This window comes from Pedobacter soli (genome assembly GCF_900101435.1).
GTDB lineage: Bacteria > Bacteroidota > Bacteroidia > Sphingobacteriales > Sphingobacteriaceae > Pedobacter > Pedobacter soli.
Map to the genome: position 1 here is coordinate 516263 of NZ_FMZH01000003.1, position 19195 is coordinate 535457.

Genomic DNA, 19195 nt, shown 5'->3' on the forward strand with positions numbered 1-19195 from the left:
AAAGTATGTTTGATCGGGCGCTGCGCACTGCAGGAAGCTTTCAAAGTGGTTTTGATCTCTTGTTACTGTGAGCAGCAGGTTTTCAAAGATATCAGGACGAGAAAAGGTGTTTCAGCGTCGGGCCATTGCGGCTAAAACAGCCAATCTCTGCAGATATTGAAATGCGTTTGCTATTCGCCTTAATTTGAGGTACTTTTGCTAAAAGACAAAAACAGACAGATTGAATTTTAACGACTTTAATTTTAACCCCGATTTATTTGAAGGCTTAATGGCCATGGGGTATAAAAGCGCTACTCCGATACAAGAACAAGCCATTCCGGTAATTTTAGATAATCACGATCTGATTGCCTGCGCCCAAACGGGTACCGGAAAAACGGCCAGTTATCTTTTGCCTGTAATGGATAAAATTAGCAGGGCCACTGAAAGACATAACAATACTTTGATTTTGGCGCCAACCCGTGAGCTTGCCCAGCAAATCGACTTGCAGGTAGAAGCGTTGGCTTATTTTACCAATATCAGCTCACTGGCTGTTTATGGTGGGGGCGATGGTATTGCTTACGAACAACAAAAGCGTTCGATGCGCGAAGGGGTAGATATTATTATTGCCACACCCGGGCGTTTAATGGCACATTTATCATCTGGCGTATTGAAACTGGAGCATTTGCAGCATTTAATTCTGGATGAAGCCGACAGGATGCTGGATATGGGCTTTTACGACGATATTATCCGCATCATCAGTTATTTGCCTAAAAAACGACAAACGCTTTTGTTTTCGGCCACCATGGCTCCGAAAATCAGAAATATGGCTGGCAAAATCTTACACGAGCCTAAGCAGATTACCATTTCTATTGCTAAACCTGCCGAAGGGATTGATCAGCAAGCCTATAACATTCACGATCAGCAAAAACAAGCTCTACTAACAGAGATTTTTAAAGAAGGTAAATACAAAAGCAGTATCATTTTTGCCTCAACTAAAGAGAAGGTAAAGGCATTATATAAAACTTTTAAAGGCTTAGGCATTAAGGCCGAAGCTTTTCATTCGGATTTGGGTCAGAAAGAGCGTGAAGATATTTTACTGGCGTTTAAAAATAAGCGGTTGGGTATTATCATCGGAACAGATGTATTATCACGGGGTATAGATGTAGAAGGAATTGACCTTGTTATTAACTACGATGTTCCGGGCGATCCTGCAGATTATGTACACCGGATTGGTCGTACTGCAAGAGCAGCTACCAAAGGAACAGCCATTACCCTGGTTAACGGCAGGGATAAACGCAAGTTTGATAACATAGAGAAGCTGATTGAAAAGCAGGTGCCGCGAATGCTTTTACCTGAGCACATTGCTACTATGGAAATTACCCATGTAGAGGAAAAAAGGCCTCAGCATAAAAACAATGGTAAAAAACGCGTTTGGCACAAAAAGAAACCAAAATCTAAGCCAGCTGGTTAATTGGATTAGATGTTGTCGTCCTGAGCCTCCCGATGAATCGGAACAGGTAGTTGAAGGACTTTTTGAATTACATAACAGCTCAATAAATTTTAGCCACAGATTCACAGATTTTTATTTAATCTGGAAATCTGTGGCTTTTTTGTTGCCATTCGTAACTTCATTAGAAGCCATAATTCATTCGCTATAAAATTCAAGCCCAAGACGTAACGATTTTTAATCAGAAAATCTGTGGCTTTTTAATAAATGACCTTGCTATTATTGTTTTTTATTTAACAATATGGTGATATTCTGCTGCTGTATTGACAACTATAAAGAGTAAATTAGCTTTATTAAAACAGAATCATAATGGACGCAAAAATTGGAATAACCGCAGAACATAGACAAGCAGTTTCAGAACAATTGGCTAAACTATTGGCCGACGAATATGTTTTGTATACTAAAACCCGGAATGCCCACTGGAATGTGGAAGGTATCGACTTTCTGGCCAAGCATAAGTTTTTTGAAGAACAATATAACCAGCTTGATGAATTTATTGATAGCGTTGCCGAGCGCATCCGTAAAATAGGTCATTACGCACCTGCAACGCTTAAAAACTTTTTGGCTTTAACGCACTTAACCGAATACAGCGAGCGCCACAACGATAGTCTGGGTTACATTAAAGATTTATTGGCCGATCACGAAACGGTTATCGAGTTTATCAGAGGAAACATCAATCCGATTGCAAACGATTATAATGATGCCGGAACAAGTGATTTCATTACCGGGTTGATGGAAACCCACGAAGAAATGGCCTGGTTTTTAAGAGCGCATATCAAATAAGCGATCAAAATAATTTTTTAAACGCCGATAGGATAAATTCTTATTGGCGTTTTTGTTTTATGGCTATCTTTACGGCACTCCATGGCAAATTTTATTATTATCGGCCTGTGTATACTGGCTGGCATTCTTTTTAGAAAAAGCAAAACCCTGCCCAAAGATGCGCACAAAGGCATTAATGCCTGGATTATTTACATTGCCTTACCTGCGGCTTCATTTAAATATTTACCACACATCGTGTGGACGAAGGAATTGTTGTTTCCGGCACTGGCACCTGCCTGTGTGTGGTTATTTGGCTGGTTGTTTGTAACCGCATATAGCCGTAGCCAGAAATTAAGCAAAGCAACAAGCGGCGGGCTAAAGCTAACGAGTGCTTTAAGTAACACCTCATTTTTGGGATTCCCCTTAATTGCGGCCTATTTTAGCGAGAAAGACCAGGCTATAGCCATTATCTGCGACCAGGCTACATTTATGCTTTTATCTACTATTGGTATTGTGGTGGCCATTCGTTCTTCGCAAAACCAAAAACTGAGTGCAGGGCTGGTGCTTAAAAAGGTGCTTACCTTTCCACCGCTTATTGGCTGTGTTTTAGCTTTGACTTTACCACATGTGGTGAATATAGTACCGCTGGAGCCGCTATTCGAAAAGCTAGCCGCAACGGTTGGCCCGCTGGCCTTATTTTCGATTGGTTTACAGCTCAGATTTGGTGGCTGGTTTAGCGAATTAAAACACATCAGCTTTGCTTTATTATACAAATTAATACTGGCACCAACAGTAGTTTTGGCTATCGCTGTGCTACTGGGCTTAAGCGGAATCATTACCCGGATTACCATCTTTGAAATGGCCATGCCTACGCTGGTAACGGCTGGTGTGGTTGCAGATCAGTATAATTTGAACCCTAAGTTGTCTAATTTGGTGGTAGGAGTAGGGATTGTGCTTGCCTTTATTACCACAGGTTTGTGGTGGCTGGTGCTTACTTATTCAGGTTTGGTTTAGGTTTAACCGCGCATAATTTTGCCACGGAGGCACGGATTTTCACGGAATATTTTAATCTTACCGTAGTTTTAAGTTCGTGTTCAGTGTTCTCTGTGGATACCTCGATGTCCTCTGTGGTAAAAAATAATCGATCCTTATTATAGTTAATTGCATAAAAAAAGCCGCAAAATTTCTTCTGCGGCTCCCAATCACTTTAAATTTTTTACAAACCTAGTTTCTTAGCAATAGCAGATGGGATACCTGCTTTGTTCAATAAAAATGCTGTGGTTTTATATTTTACGTAGTTTTTGGTTACGTATAAATAACCTTTGTAATCGTTGGTTACACCCCAAGAGTTTTTTACGATATAGTATTCTTTACCGTTCTGGTCTTTGGCTAAACCCACAATGTGCATGCCATGGTCATCAGTAGTCTGGTAGTTATCAAAAGCTGCCTGGCGGTTTTCCTGTGTAATTTCCATCTCAGCCTGAGGACCGTTAAACATATCCGCTTTTTCTTTCATGGTCATATCGTTAAAAGGCGTTTGCGGAACGAACGCTACGCCGTTTTTATAGCTGAATGATTTCTCGCTTACATCGGTAGCCCAGGCTACAGTATATCCGTTTTTCAAAGCATTGTCAATGATATCGGTAATCTCATTTACTTTAACGTTGTAAACCTGATCGAACGACCAGTTATCAGGAACCAATAAAGTAAATTTGCTGTAGAAAGGATGATCGTTGAAAGAAGATAATTCCACGTAGTTATCAGGATTGATACCTACAACTTCGTTTGCGAAAGTTTTAGGCGTATATTTTTTACCGTTGTAAGTAAAGTTTTCAGGGACAGCGCCTAAATACGCATCGATAACGCCGGTATAAGCTTTTAACCAGTTAGGTGTTAACTCACCATTTGAGTTTTTAACCACAGCCTCTAAAACACCTTTTTCGATGTCGCCAAGCTCAGCAGTTTTATTGGTTTTTGTACCGTAGTTTAAGCCAGTATACACTTCTTGTGGTACTGCGCCATATTTCCTGTACATATTAATTACATCGTGCAAGGCACCGCCATCGCCTAAAGAAACTGCGCCATGCATGCGTACATAGTTGATTCCTTTTTCTACGTAAGCATTACGTGCCGAGAAAATCTGCGATAACTGAACAGGTTGTTTACCTGCTTTAATCATTTCCGATTCAAGGAAAGAGTTGGTAGAATAGCTCCAGCAGGTACCCGATGAACCCTGATTTTGAACAGGAGTATTGGCTAAATTAATAACATCAGTAAATTTAAAAGATGCTTTACTGTTTTCGCTTTGGTTGTTTTTTAAAGAGTTAACAAGATTGTCCTGACCATAGGTTACCAAAGTAGATAACGACAAAGCCAGACCAATCACACTGATTTTGGTGTAGTTGATCATTTTTTATGAATAATTATTAAAATTGAGCGAATGTAGAAATACTTGCTGATTTAGGATCAGAATGTTTGTAATAAATCGATAACATCCGTCATATAAATGCAACAATGTTGAGTTAGCATTCTGGTAAACTGATCGGGATGTTGGTTGCAAGGCCTCCGTCTGAGGTTTCTTTATACTTCGCATTCATATCCAGGGCAGTCTCCCACATGGTATTTACCACAGCATCCAAACTTACTTTCGCCTTATCGGGGTTACTTTGTAAAGCCAGCTGGCTTGCCGTAATCGCTTTTATAGCGCCCATGGTATTTCTTTCAATGCAAGGAATCTGCACTAAGCCGCCAATCGGATCGCAGGTTAAGCCCAGGTGATGTTCCATGGCAATTTCGGCGGCCATTAATACCTGTCTTTGCGAACCACCCAGGCACTCGGTTAGTGCCGCTGCTGCCATGGCTGATGAAACGCCAATTTCGGCCTGACAACCACCCATAGCGGCCGAGATAGTGGCTCCTTTTTTGAAAATACTGCCTATTTCTGAAGCGCAGGCTATAAACTGGATGATTTTGTCTTCGGTATAACCATTGCAAAAGGTGATGAAATATTGAAGTACAGCCGGTATTACCCCTGCAGCACCATTGGTAGGGGCGGTAACTACACGGCCAAATGAAGCATTTTCTTCATTAACAGCAAGCGCAAAACAACTTACCCAGTCTAAAATGTAATTAAATCCGTTTCCGCCGTTTCTAATGGCCTCTACCCAGGTATCATAGTTGCTGTATTCGTTCTGGCCAATTAGCCTTTTGTTAAGCGGGAAAGCGCGGCGGGCAACTTCTAAGCCACCTGGTAAGAAACCTGTAGTATGGCAGCCACGGTAAATGCAATCGCGCATTACGGCGAAATGCTGTAAAATGCCTTTTTTCGTTTCCGCTTCAGGTCGCCAGGCCAGTTCATTTTCCATTACAATTTCGCTCACTTTTAAACCTGTAGAAAGGCACCAGTGCAAAAGCTCTTTGGCTTTCTCAACCGGAAAGGGTAGGTCTACCTGCGGTTTTTTGCTATTGTCTTCGCCTTCTTTTACCACGAAACCACCACCAATAGAGTAATAGGTTTCTGAAAAAGCTTTTCCGTTGTTTAAAAAAGCCTGGAAAGTAACTGCGTTGGGGTGGAAAGGCAAACTTTCTGAAAAGAGGAACAGCAAATCTGCTGTATAATCGAAATCGATAACGAGTTGATTGGCGAGGTTCAGTTTTTTATCCTTTTGGATGGCTTCGAAGGTAGGCGTTACGGCATCTACATCAAAAGTTACCGGATCGGCACCCGTTAAGCCCAGTAAAATGGCTACGTCAGTTCCGTGCCCCTTGCCTGTTTTAGCAAGCGAGCCATATAATAATATTTTTATGCCTTCTACGGTATCAATCGGGTAGTTTTGTGCCAGCGAAGCTGTAAACTGTTGTGCTGCCCGCCATGGGCCTAAAGTATGCGAACTGGAAGGGCCGATGCCTATTTTAAAAATATCGAAAACTGAAATTTGTTCCTTAATCATTACGAAAGTTGTTATGCAAAGCTATGATTGTTTTGTGATTTTTAGCTAAATAATTTTTTGCTGTTGTCTCAAAAAGTTTTACTTTGTTGTGCACTAAAATAATGCCTCAAAATGGAGTTTAACAAGTATAATGTAGCTGTTGATATAACTTATTGCAGAGCCTCTTCGGGCAAAAGGTTAGCTAATCACCTGATTGATGTAACAGTTTTTTATGTTGCGCTTTTTTGTGGAGCAATTTTAATCGAAATATTTAGTCCCGATTTTTTGGATGGTATAAATGATTTGGTTGGCCGTTTAATAGGTATGGCTTGTTATGCCTTGTTCATATTTTTTATTGAGGCTATTTCGCATGGCAAATCAATAGGTAAATTAATTACAGGCACAAAAGCTGTTAACCTGGATGGTACAGAAATGGATGTTTCGAAAACATTTCTTCGCAATATCGCCCGTGCTGTTCCTTTTAATGAATTTAGTGCATTAGGAACCCCTTGCGAGCCATGGCACGACCGTTGGTCGGATACGATTGTGGTAGAAGAGAAAAAATTAGCTTTATTTCAACAAAGAGCAGATTTATTTGAATCCGTTAAAAATCAAACTCTATAATATCATCATCTTTTAGCATGCGCTCTACAAACTTCTGGTGGTTTTGTGGCGTGCCGGTAGCCGTCCAGTTTCCGGTAATGATGTTGTTAACCAGTTGGTGTTTACCGCGCTGCGGTTTCAGTTTACTTTCCCTGAAAACTTCTTCATAACTCTCCAAATCGCCATGGGTATGTTGTTTTTTAACAATGCGATAGATTCGTTTGGTAAAGCGGCGATCGCCAATTTCTTCTAAAAAAGGAAAAATAATTAAGGCGAGCAATACCACAATTGTTACCCCGATAGCCTGTTCGTAATAACCTGAACCTACGGCCATACCAATGGCGGCTACGATCCAGATAATACAGGCGGTGGTTAATCCTTTAACACGGTTTTCTTCCTTAAAAATTACACCTGCACCTAAAAAACCAATGCCTGTTACAATGTTCGAGGCAATGCGATCCTGACTGCTTGCCCCGATATTGATGGAAAGAATGGTGAATAGTGTAGCGCCCAAACCAATCATCATCATGGTTTTTAAGCCTGCCGATTTACTTCTGTACTCGCGCTCGGCACCAATAAGACCACATAACAAGGTGGCGAGTAAAAATTTATTCACCTCACTCTGGGTAATGAAATGGTTGTTTTCCAGGATCTCGTTCATAGGCTTTAAATTAACAAAGCCAAATTAATAAAAATCGTAACATCTCAGGCCATTTGCACGGCCACCGTTCGAACTATTTGGAAAGTATTTTTCGTAGCCTACCCCAATTTCTGAAGTTCCGCCGGTATTGGTGTAGTTAATTTTGGAGGTGGTTGCATCGTGGCTAATGCCCAGTCTGAATTTTTCGCCGTTGGTTCTGCGGTTAAAAATATCGAAGATCACCGAAAAAACAATGGCATCGTTTCCGTTCCTGTTGCCATCGTTACGGTACCAGATACCGGCGTTAATGCCTGCATATTTGTATTGCATGCCTGCACTGAAGGAAGTAACGTTGGTTTGCTTGTAGGCAACGATAGAGGGGATAAGGTAACTGCCGTCACGATCGTACTGATCAGGAATTAGCGTTAATTTGTAGCTTAAATTGCCCGAAATGCGGAGTGGTAATTTACTTTGAAAACCCGAAAGCGATTCGTCGGGGCGATTGAGGTGGTGCGTAGCCAGGCCCATCATAAATTTACCAACTACCAGGTTTGCACCTGCATTGGCATCTAAATAGAAACGGCTGTCAACTGCGGGGCGCTCAGCACCCGAAATACTACCGGGAATGTAGCCTGTATTGATATCGATCTGATCGCCAAACACAAGTTTATCCCAGTTTAATTTCTGGTTGGTAACACCAGCCTGCAAACCGAATGAGAGCGTGAAATCATCGCCACCAATAATATAGGCATAACTTACCGCAATGTTATTTTTAACCAGATAAGCCGTGCCTTCGCTGCTGCGGTTAAAAACCAGGCCAATGCCGCTGTTTAGCCTTCGGAGGTTAATATCTCCTGAAGCCGTCATGTACGAAAAATCGCTGGCTAAACCGGTCCACTGGTTGCGGTAGAGCGCATTAAACCGGATATCGCCTTCAAACTGACCGGTAAGTGCAGGGTTTAAATAAATAGGCGCATTGTAAAACTGTGAGTAAATATGGTCTTGCGCTAACGAAATTAGTGGTAGCGCCAGTGCAAGTAAAAATATTATTGTCCTTCTCCCCATCATCTATCTGATTAAATATATTACACCCGTTTTTTTCGGAGGAGATGAATCGTAGGTCATCCCTTTCCAATCGCTGCCATTTATAAATTTGATATCTATTTTCCAGTAATAAACGCCCTGTGGCTGATCCTGGCCTTTGTAGGTACCATCCCAACCCTCTAAAGGTGCACCATCGTCTAACTTGGTGGTTTCCCATAAAAGCTGTCCCCATTTATTAAATACAGACATGTTCCATTCTTTTATACCGCGACCTTTTGCTTTAAAAACCTTGATTTCATTTTTGGCACTGGCTGGCATAAATGAGTTAGGAAGATTTAAATAACCCGGTACGCCAATAATCCTTACCGACTGGAAGGTGGTGGCCGAGCAGCCCTCCTTATTTAACACGGTTAGGGTTACCGTGTAAGTACCTTCGTTGGCATAAGTATGGTTGGGATTTTGCAAGGTCGATTTAGCACCATCGCCGAAAGACCATTCCCAGCTTACCGATCCGGTGCTCGTATCTTTAAAGCCAAAACTATAATTCGGAATGGAAAGTTCATTGCCCGGACTTACCGTGAAAGTGGCTACCGGTGGAGCGACAATTTGAATAAAATCGGGTAAAGCTAACGTATTGGTACAGCCAAGGCTGTTAGTGGTGGTTAGTGTAACCGTATAGTTTACGCCCGAACCAGTGTAAGTGTGCTGTGGCTCAAAATCGGTCGAAGTTGGAGAACCATCGCCAAAATCCCATACATAACCCACTGCACTCACACTTGTATTTTTAAACTTTACCACAAGATTGGTACAGCCAACGGTTTTATCGGCCATGAAACCAACGGTTGGCTGCGGCAGTATGGTTACGGTTTCGCTTGTTGAGTTCTTTGAACAATCGTTTTCTGCATCCAGCTTAATGGTATACCGGCCTGGTTTGGTGAAAAGATGCGGAAAAACACCAGTAGAAGTAGAAAAGGCGGTACTGATTTCGCCGGTATCTTCGTTGGTAAAAGTATAGGTAAAGCTACTGGCACCACTAGTGTTATTGATAAAGTTCACGGTAAAAGGTGCACAACCTCTTTTTTCGTTTCCGTTTACCACCAGTTCAGGGACGATGTTGTTTGGCGAAACCCTGATCACCACCGGTATGGCGTTTGCAATACCACAAGCATTCCTGGCGGTCATGTTTACGGTAAAATCTTTTACTACTAATGTTCTAAAGACGTGACTTACGGTTTGTCTGTCGGCATAGGTCTCAGGAGCACTACCATCACCAAAATCGTAGGTGTAAGTGGTGCCGGTGCTCTCTGGTCCGGTATTGGTAAAGTTAACCTGTAAATCAGCGCAGCCTGTAGTTTTATCGGGAGAGAACAAGGCAACAGGTTTGGCATGTACAATAACTGTCGCAGCCGTTACAACCGGTGGACCGCAGGGTGAGGTTGTTGTTAGCGTAATATTATAGGTTTTGTCTTTTCCGCTTGGATCAGCCAGGAAAGTTATTGCTGCAGGCTGGGCGAGTGTAGAAGATTGGCCATTGCCGAAATCCCATTTATAAGTTGCGCCATTAAGCGGCGTGGTGGTATTGGTAAAAGTAACGCCAAGCGGTCCGCAACCTTCGGTGGTACTTTGTGTAAAAGATGGCGTAACAATTGGTAGAGTTGTAAATACCTCTGTCTTTTCGTCAGAGTTACAGCCCAGGCTGCTGGTTACCACAAGTTTTATGTTTACGCTTTCGTTGCCATTGGTAATGGTATAACCGGGAAAGGTAGAACCGGTTCCAATTTGTACATTGTTGGCAAACCAGGTATATACGGCATTGCGATCGGGATATAATGTAGCGGCAACATTGGTTGCATCGAGTTTAAAAGGAGCACAGCCCGTGTTGGTGGTGTAGGTTATTTCGGCTTTGGCATGTGGGTTTACCGTTATTTTAATCTCGTTACTCAAATTACCCGAGCAGGCTCCGCTAGCTACCACGCGTCGATAATAAATGGTAACTGTTGGCGTTGGCGGGTTAAAGCTCATGCTTGTAGCACCCAATACATCGCTCCAGGCCGTTCCGTTAATACTTGATTGCCATTGGTAAGTGTAGGTTCCGCTACCGCCTGTTGGGGTAGAACCCGTAAGTGGTGCAGCTGTGGCGCCTATGCAAATGTTTTGATCAGCACTAATGGTATTGTTGGTTAAGCCCGGCAATACAGTAATTTGTACTGAATTACTTATTGAGGTACAAATCGTGCTGTTTACTAACCGCCTGAAATAAGTAGATACGTTAGCCGTTGTGTTTAAATCTTTACCAATGGCCGAAGGAATATTCACCCAGGTACTACCGTCGGCACTGCTTTGCCATTGGTAAGCATAAGTGCCTGTTCCGCCTGTAGGTACATCGCCTGTAATGGTAATGTTTTGGCCTGCACAAATGGGAGTAGCCGATGCATTAATGGTATTGATAACCGGTGGATAATAGGTAATGGTTACATCATCAGTAGAAGGAGGGCAGCCACCAAAACCGGTAATCGTCCACCTGAAAGTATAATTTTGGCCTGATACAAGACCGGTAACAGCTGTATTGAATAGAGTAGCGTCGGCAAGCACTACCCCGGTTTGGCCGGAGGTTAAGGTCCAGCTACCTGTATTTGGAGCAGGATTATTCCCGCTTAAAGTAATACCATTACCACTGCAGAGGCTTTGGTCAGTTCCTGCATTGGCCGTAACAGTACCCGGGTTTACGGTAATGGTGGTTACCGTAGAAAGGGCTTCTGCACAGCTTCCGCTTTGTACTACCGCGCGGAATTGAGTAGTAATGGTAAGGTTGCTAAAGACATAAGGATTTGCTGTTGAAGCAACTGTCGACCAGTTTGTGCCATTGTCAACCGAGCGCTCCCAACGGATGATGTTACCCACCTGCCCGCTTAGTGTTATATTACCTCCATTGGCGCCCGAGCAAACACTGGCATCACTACCAGTAGTACCGCCTGCACTGAGCGGGTTAACTGTAAGCTGTACATCATCACTCGAGCTCGAACAGCCAGCATCGCTGATGGTCCAGCGCAATACGTAGGTGTTGCCCGCGGCTAAACCCGAAATTAGGGTATTGTTTTGGGTATCATCAGCAAAGATTATGGTGGTTGGCGCTGATACGATTGTCCACTTACCGGTTCCTACAACAGGGCTGTTTCCTTTTAAGGTATAGGTGCTTTGGTTGCAGATGGCTTCATCAGGGCCAGCGTTGGCCAATGTCGCACCAGGCAATACGGTTATGGTTACAGTAGCAGGAGTACCCGGGCAACCATTGGCAGATACCGGTGTAACGGTATAGGTTACGGTTCCGGCGCTGGTGCCCGAATTGGTTAAAATGTCATTAATCTGGTTACTGGCAGAGGCAACCGGTCTGTTGCTGTTACCGGTTATGGCACCCGTTATGGTACTGGTATAAGTGTAATTTACGCCACTTAGGTTTGTCGAAAGGGTTATGGCAGCAGTAGTAGCATTACAAATACTGGTGTTTTGTGGCGTTGCGGTAGCTATTGGGTTAGGGGTAATAGTTACCACCAGGTTAAAAGGTGTACCGTCGCAACCGTCTTTATGTGGTACAATTATATAAGTAACCACGGCGTCGGTGCTGGCATCGGTATCGGTAATCATATCATTAATAGCACCGCTTCCGCTTGGGCTATAGCCTGTTGCATTCGGCGTTCCAGTGGCTGTCCAGGTGTAGGTAACACCAGTTATAGCCGAGGTAGGGGTGTAAGCCACACTTTTTCCGGTACAGATGGTTTTTGTTGCTGCACTGGTAACGTTGATGTTTTGCTTAATGGTTAAAATAATATCATCGTCTATCTGGTTGCAAGGTGCTGGCAAAGTGGTTGTGGCGCGCAATTTTAAAGTTACCGTTCCTGCTGCTTTTTCGGCGGCTGATGGTGTGTAAACTGCGTTCAGATCGTTCCTTCCCGGGCTAAAGGTTCCTGTACCACCCACCCAGGTTTGACTTGAAGTAGTGCCTGTTACTGCGCCAGCCAGTGTAAAGCTGGGATCGTTAAAACAGATGCTTTGATCAGGGCCCGCATTAACCACAGGCGCAGTGCTGAATGTCAGGATTTGAGTATCGGTTGCAGTTCCGCAGTTATTTTTGTGGGTTACCGTAACGGTATAAGTATCGTAACTATCAAATCTGATAGATGGATATTTAGAATTGGCTGTAGTACCACCGGTAAAACTGTAAGTGCCCGATCCGGCAGCGCTAACTGTCCAAGTGTAGGTATCAGACAGGTCTTTTGATGTACCCGTAAGGGTGGTTTTGGTTGGGCCCGTAGTGGTATTGTTAAAATCGTATGTAGATAAATTACAAACCGTAATATCGGGTGAAAGGGTTGCGGTAGGTGTTGCATTTACCACTACGGTTTGTGCAGGCGTAGTTACCAGGCCGCATGAAGGTGTAGTAATGCTTAAGGTAATGGTGTAAATACCCGGATTGGTAAAATTAAACTCGGGCTCCTTACTGCTTGCACTGGTACCATTGGCATAAGTTACCGCCGGTGTTACCGACCACGAATAGGTATTGGCAGCGTTACAAATGTTATCCAACACCGATTTATCGGTTGGTTTTAATGTGCCTGGTGCGCAAATGGTTGTTGCAGGTAAGGTAAAATCTGGTTTTGGAGGATCCTGAATGCAGATTTTCATTTCAACCGGATCGGCATTACAGGCTCCTGAGCTACTCGATTCTAAACGAATGGTATGCTCTCCGTGTGTAAGGAATTTATATACAAAGTTGAAAGATTTTGGCTGGTTAACCTCCTGGATTACGCCATCAACATACCAGTTGTAAGTTACATTATTGGGGGTACAACCGAGTGTGTTAGTATTTGGGTTTTCGCCTAAAACAGAGGTGTTAACAAAGGTAATATTGGTATTCGTACAGCCCGGAGTATTGAAAGTAAATGAATTTATAGGTTTCACAACCACTTTAGCCGAGGAAGAAACTGGTGTGCCCACGGTACCACAAAAGGCATTTGATACATTTATGGAAACATCAAAAGCGTTGAAAATAGTTCCAGCGCTTGAAGTAGAAACACTTCCGCACGAAGACTTGGTATAGGCGTGCTGTACTTTCCCGCCTAAACTTTTAATATCGCATAAAGTGTAAGTCGTAGTCGTCTGATCGCCCCAGTTAATCGTATAAACATCGCCCGGGAAATTGTTCTGTATTCCGGCTGCCGAAGTTATATCCACATTAAATTCAAGGTAGCCCATTGGCAAGCAAACCACATTATTTCCGGATGTACCGAAAGCTGTAATTGTTTTATTATTAATCAATAAATAAGCCTTGGTACCCACAGTACCATTGGGCATTACTGCTTTGGCCATAATGGTGTAATGTACCTGCTGGGCTGTGAAATTCTGTATCGCTGTTGGAAAAGGAATTACGGTCGGGCTCCCTCCGTTTACTTCATCAGTAATTACTGCCGTTACAGTACTGGTTGCGGTCGATTCATTTTTAATGAAGAAAGAGTTATCTGGCTTGCTGATACAGGTACCAAAAGTTTCGGTATTAGCGGCATTCAGATAGGTTGAGGTTAATTTCGCTTCAACTGCCGGGCCGGCTTTAACTTCAAATGCGTTAGATGGCATACTTGCTGATGCCGGACTGGTTGACTTTACCCTCACCATATAACCTGTACCCGGCGTAAGCCCGGCAGGTAACACGCCATTGATATAAGTACTATAAAAACCGGTGTAAGTACCGATCAGGGTTTCTGCTGCAAAGCTTCCGTTCTGGTCGGAAAGATAAAGCTGAAACTGGTTTCCTTGTGTGGCGCAGCCCGAAGTTATGGTGAATGGCACAGCAATAGTACTACCCGGAGTAAAGGGGCCGGCATCAACTGCACCAATATTAATCTGCGAAAAACATACTGACGTGTAAAACAATGCCCCAAAAAACAGGACAAAACAATGCCATTTCCTTTTACAGCGAATCTTCATAAATCTCTAACACTGGGGAATGATTTTATTACGCGTTGTAAGTTCTGCTTTGGGAAACTTACTTTATCTGGCCTCACAGATTAAGATGAATGCCAGAATGGGATTCGCAAATAAATATTCGTTGCAAAGAACGTAATTTTTGCATTACAACCGCAAAATTTTACACCAACATTAACTAAATGAGCAGGTTATAGGCGCTCTTAAATCTGGTTTCAGGCAGGTAAAGGGCATAAAAAACCCCCAAGGCTTGATCTCCTTGAGGGCATATTTTTACACGAAATCGTTTCGTTATGGATTGGTATTACATCATACCACCCATACCGCCGCCACCCATTGGAGGCATTGGAGCACCACCTTCTTCAGGTTCGTCTGCTAAAACAACTTCTGTGGTTAATAACATTGCTGCAATAGATGCTGCATTTTCTAAAGCTACACGGCTTACTTTAGTTGGATCGATAACACCTGCACCAATTAAGTTTTCGTAAGCACCTGTGCGTGCATTGTAACCGAAATCAGCAGTACCTTCTTTAACTTTTTGTACTACGATAGAACCTTCAATACCTGCGTTTTCGCAAATCTGACGTAATGGCTCTTCAATAGCACGGCGGATGATCTGGATACCCGTGTTTTCATCTTCGTTAATACCTTTTAAATCAGCGATAGAAGCTACAGCGCGGATGAAAGCTACACCACCACCAGCAACAATACCTTCTTCTACAGCCGCACGGGTTGCATGTAAAGCATCATCAACACGGTCTTTTTTCTCTTTCATTTCAACCTCACTTGCCGCACCAACGTAAAGTACTGCAACACCGCCAGCTAATTTAGCCAAACGCTCTTGTAATTTTTCTTTATCGTAGTCAGAAGTAGTAGTTTCGATTTGTGCTTTAATCTGGTTAACACGTGCTTTAATATCGTCAGTGTTACCTGCACCGTTAATTACAGTTGTATTGTCTTTGTCAACAACAACTTTCTCTGCAGAACCTAAGTAAGTTAAATCAGCATTTTCTAATTTATAACCTCTTTCTTCAGAAATAACAGTACCACCGGTTAAGATCGCGATGTCTTCTAACATGGCTTTTCTTCTGTCGCCAAAACCTGGAGCTTTAACCGCTACAACTTTCAGTGAACCACGGATTTTATTTACTACTAAAGTAGCTAAAGCTTCGCCATCTAAATCTTCAGAAATGATTACCAATGGTTTACCAGTTTGAACAGTTTTTTCTAAAACCGGCAACAATTCTTTCATGTTGCTGATTTTTTTGTCGTAGATTAAAATGTAAGGGCTGTCTAATTCAGCTTCCATTTTATCTGCATTGGTAACGAAGTATGGAGATAAATAACCTCTGTCAAACTGCATACCTTCTACTGTTTTTACTTCAGTTTCAGTACCTTTTGCTTCTTCAACAGTAATTACACCATCTTTACCAACTTTGCTCATGGCCTCAGCAATTAAGGCACCGATTACCTCGTCGTTATTAGCTGAAATAGAAGCAACTTGTTTAATTTTGTTGTTGTCTTCGCCAACAGTTTGCGATTGAGTTTTTAAGTTTTCTACAACAGCAGCAACCGCTTTATCAATACCACGTTTTAAATCCATTGGGTTTGCACCAGCAGCAACGTTTTTAATACCGGTAGTAATAATGGCCTGTGCTAAAACGGTAGCAGTAGTAGTACCATCACCAGCAATGTCAGCTGTTTTAGAAGCTACTTCTTTCACCATTTGAGCACCCATGTTCTCAACTGCATCTTTTAATTCGATTTCTTTAGCAACAGTAACACCATCTTTGGTGATAGCTGGTGAGCCGAATTTTTTATCGATAATTACGTTACGTCCTTTTGGACCTAAAGTTACTTTTACTGCGTTAGCCAGGATATCAACACCTCTTTTCAGGGCGTCGCGTGCTTCTACGTTATATTTTACTTGTTTAGACATTTTTAAGAATATTTTTAAATTTTAGTGTTGGCAGGATGAAAAATTTCAATCCTCCGGTTTATATAAATATTACAACATTTGAGCGTTGCAACATTTCAATTTTTATCCTACAACAGCGTAGATATCAGTTTCGCGCATAATCAGGTAATCTTTACCTTCATAAGGGAACTCAGTGCCACCGTATTTACCATAAATTACAACATCGCCAACTTTTACGCTAGCTTTTTTACCTTCAGCATCTTCTTCAGAAACTGAAACTACAGTTCCTTTAGATGGTTTTTCTTTAGCGGTATCAGGGATATACAAACCTGACGCAGTTTTTTCTTCTGCTGCAGCCGGTTCAACGATTACTCTGTTCGAACTGCCAGCAATTGGTTTAAGGTTTAACGCCATAACTTTTATTATTTTTTTATTTTGATTTTGTTTTTTTAACTAGGCATACAATTAACACTTTTTATGCCAATAGGTTTTGAGGGACAAATTTTCACCAAATTGTCAATCTTTTCATGCTAATGGCTTGTGGGCGTGTCAGCATGGCAGTAAGTTTTGGTTTTTGAACACCATAAATAAAGTTTTAAAAGACTATTGATCAGTTTGGGCGATTATACATCAATTTTCTCGGTTAAATACTTCCAATACCTTTTGGGCACATGCTGTACATGCAATTTCGTGTTTTTTCTGGCTACAATGTTAGCACTTTTAAAGTAATCTTTCCAAAGTGTGGCATAAAGTGCTTCATTTTCATCCATAAGACCGGGAGCAGGTTTTTGTTTGTTAATACCCTCGGCAAAACCTATTGTGATTTCTGACACGGTTTCTAAATTGTAATGCAAACCATATTTTCGCTTTAAATCATAAATTACCCATTGCTGATCGGCGTAACGGTTTTTAAAATGACTGGAAATTATGGGCAGTACATTAAAATCGGGGTCAATACTTGCATAAAATAAACCATCACCTGTTTTTTGGAAACGGATAAAGGCCTCCATCCGGTGCTTTTCGCGTTCCACACTTTTGGCATATTTAGCAAGCGCCATTACATGTTCGTTGCCATAATTACTATCTGCCCCAGCAGCATGTTTAAAAATATAAACCGAAAATTGAAAGAGGTGATTGTAAGCTTCCGGAATTTCGGATAAATAACTGCAATAAAATTTCCGCAGGCTTGCTTTCGTTAGTTTCTTTTGAAGCCCTGTCCACACGCGATCTGCTTTTGCAGCATCGGTTATAACCGTAAAACTTTCGGCAAAAGCTTCGGGCTGAAACATTTCGATTGATTTGAGCACTACTTTACCAGGCTTGCGCTCAAACCATTCAAAAACTGCCGTTAAAAGCCCGGGTAAGGAGCCGTCGAAAATGTAGATCATTGGATGTTTTTTATATTAAAGAATGTCGTCATTGCGAAGCCAGTTTTTCATTGGCAAAAGCAATCTTTTTAGAAAGATTGGCTGTCGATAAAAAGATTGCTTCGTCGGCTGAAAAGCCTCCTCGCAATTACGATAATGGGATTTAAAACAAAAGCATCTGGTTATTATCAGTTTTTAAATATTTACTCTTGCTTTCGGCCAGAATAAAAGCCTTTATCTGTGTGCCCTGGTAATCTTTTAACTGATAAGGGCTATCGGCGCAAATAATAAAATGTTTGGCTTTATTGTAGGCTATACCTATTTTCTTCAATTGGTCTATTCTCAGTTTACCAAACTTACGGGCCTGTACAATTTTTTGTGCAGACATTACGCCAATTCCCGGAATGCGCAGAATCATCCTGTAATCGGCCTGGTTAATGTCAACAGGAAAGTGCTGCATATTGCGAATGGCCCAGCTCAATTTAGGGTCGATATCTACATCGAGATTGGGGTTGGCATCGTTTAAAATTTCCTGAACCTTAAAGCCGTAAAAACGCATCAGCCAATCGGTTTGGTACAGCCGGTTTTCTCTTAACAAAGGTGGCTGTGTACCTAAAACAGGCATGCGGCTATCGTTGCTAATGGGTACATAGCCCGAATAATAAACCCTTTTTAACGAGAAATTTCGGTAAAAGGCATTGGCGGTATACATAATATCTTTGTCGCTCTCAGGAGTAGCGCCAATAACCATTTGGGTACTTTGTCCCGCCGGCACAAATTTGGGGATGTGTTTAATCAGTTTTTTATCGGCCGAAAATTGTGTTATTTGTTTTTGTACAAAGTCGAGGGGTTTAATTACGTCGGCATGGTTTTTTTCGGGTGCCAGCAGTTTCAGCCCGGCTTCGGTGGGCATTTCTAAATTGATACTCATCCGGTCAGCATATAATCCAGCTTCTTTAATCAACTCGTCGCTGGCACCAGGAATGGTTTTAAGGTGAATATAGCCATTGTAGTTTTGCTCTAAACGCAGTTTTTTTACCACAAGCAGCAAGCGTTCCATGGTAAAATCGGCATTTTTAAAAATTCCTGAGCTTAAAAACAATCCTTCGATATAATTGCGGCGGTAAAAATTCATGGTAAGGTCTACCACTTCATCCACTGTAAAAGCGGCACGTTTAATATCATTGCTTTTGCGCGAAACGCAGAACAAACAATCGTAAATGCAATGATTGGTAAGCAGGATTTTTAATAACGATACACACCTGCCATCTTCGGTATAGGTATGGCAAATGCCCGATACATGGCTGTTGCCAAGACCTTTATTATCATTTTTTCTTGTGCCGCCGCTCGATGAACAAGAAACATCGTATTTGGCGGCGTCAGCAAGAATATTCAGTTTTTCACGGATACGGTCAGACATAGGATAGCTTTTTAATACTAACAAAGATAGTTAAAAACTAAAAATATTAG

The 19195-nt window shown here is 42.1% G+C and carries 13 protein-coding genes; 4 read left to right on the top strand and 9 right to left on the bottom strand.

Annotated elements, in window-relative coordinates:
• Positions 1-220: 220 nt before the first annotated feature.
• From BLR37_RS09620 to BLR37_RS09630, 3 genes are all read left to right on the top strand, one after another.
• Positions 221-1450, top strand: coding sequence for a DEAD/DEAH box helicase (locus BLR37_RS09620; RefSeq protein WP_090767696.1), 1230 nt, complete (start codon positions 221-223; stop codon positions 1448-1450).
• Positions 1451-1795: 345 nt separating this feature from the next.
• Positions 1796-2269 carry a Dps family protein gene (locus tag BLR37_RS09625; RefSeq protein ID WP_090767698.1) on the top strand — a complete coding sequence of 158 codons (474 nt, stop codon included), beginning with the start codon at positions 1796-1798 and terminating at the stop codon, positions 2267-2269.
• Between the two features lie 81 nt (positions 2270-2350).
• Positions 2351-3262 carry an AEC family transporter gene (locus BLR37_RS09630; RefSeq protein ID WP_090767701.1) on the top strand — a complete coding sequence of 304 codons (912 nt, stop codon included), beginning with the start codon at positions 2351-2353 and terminating at the stop codon, positions 3260-3262.
• Positions 3263-3464: 202 nt separating this feature from the next.
• Here the strand turns inward: BLR37_RS09630 and BLR37_RS09635 are convergent, their stop codons facing one another.
• Together BLR37_RS09635 and BLR37_RS09640 are read right to left on the bottom strand one after the other, a co-directional pair.
• Positions 3465-4658, bottom strand: a complete 1194-nt coding sequence (locus BLR37_RS09635; RefSeq protein ID WP_090767706.1) for a C1 family peptidase — start codon at positions 4656-4658, stop codon at positions 3465-3467.
• A gap of 112 nt (positions 4659-4770) precedes the next feature.
• Positions 4771-6198 carry an L-serine ammonia-lyase gene (locus tag BLR37_RS09640; RefSeq protein ID WP_090767709.1) on the bottom strand — a complete coding sequence of 476 codons (1428 nt, stop codon included), beginning with the start codon at positions 6196-6198 and terminating at the stop codon, positions 4771-4773.
• A 111-nt stretch (positions 6199-6309) separates the two neighbouring features.
• Between BLR37_RS09640 and BLR37_RS09645 the strand changes: the two genes are divergently transcribed.
• Positions 6310-6801, top strand: coding sequence for an RDD family protein (locus BLR37_RS09645; RefSeq protein WP_090767712.1), 492 nt, complete (start codon positions 6310-6312; stop codon positions 6799-6801).
• Here BLR37_RS09645 and BLR37_RS09650 read toward each other — a convergent pair.
• The 7 genes from BLR37_RS09650 to BLR37_RS09680 all read right to left on the bottom strand — a co-directional run bounded on the left by BLR37_RS09650 (position 6782) and on the right by BLR37_RS09680 (position 19145).
• Entirely contained in the window at positions 6782-7441 is a 660-nt protein-coding gene (locus BLR37_RS09650; RefSeq protein ID WP_090767715.1) for an MgtC/SapB family protein, read from the bottom strand. The genes BLR37_RS09645 and BLR37_RS09650 overlap by 20 nt on opposite strands.
• Positions 7442-7465: 24 nt before the next feature.
• On the bottom strand, positions 7466-8488 hold the full coding sequence (locus BLR37_RS09655; protein WP_090767718.1) for a PorP/SprF family type IX secretion system membrane protein: 1023 nt from the start codon (positions 8486-8488) through the stop codon (positions 7466-7468).
• Positions 8489-14443, bottom strand: a complete 5955-nt coding sequence (locus BLR37_RS09660; protein WP_090767721.1) for a PKD domain-containing protein — start codon at positions 14441-14443, stop codon at positions 8489-8491.
• Between the two features lie 301 nt (positions 14444-14744).
• Entirely contained in the window at positions 14745-16379 is a 1635-nt protein-coding gene (gene groL, locus BLR37_RS09665) for a chaperonin GroEL (protein WP_090767723.1), read from the bottom strand.
• 102 nt (positions 16380-16481) lie between these two features.
• Positions 16482-16772 carry a co-chaperone GroES gene (locus BLR37_RS09670; RefSeq protein ID WP_010599229.1) on the bottom strand — a complete coding sequence of 97 codons (291 nt, stop codon included), beginning with the start codon at positions 16770-16772 and terminating at the stop codon, positions 16482-16484.
• Between the two features lie 209 nt (positions 16773-16981).
• Positions 16982-17746: a TIGR03915 family putative DNA repair protein gene (locus tag BLR37_RS09675; RefSeq protein WP_090767725.1), complete on the bottom strand. Its 765-nt coding sequence runs from the start codon at positions 17744-17746 to the stop codon at positions 16982-16984.
• A gap of 142 nt (positions 17747-17888) precedes the next feature.
• A complete protein-coding gene (locus BLR37_RS09680; RefSeq protein WP_090767728.1) occupies positions 17889-19145 on the bottom strand; it encodes a putative DNA modification/repair radical SAM protein in 1257 nt (418 codons plus the stop codon).
• Positions 19146-19195: the final 50 nt, after the last annotated feature.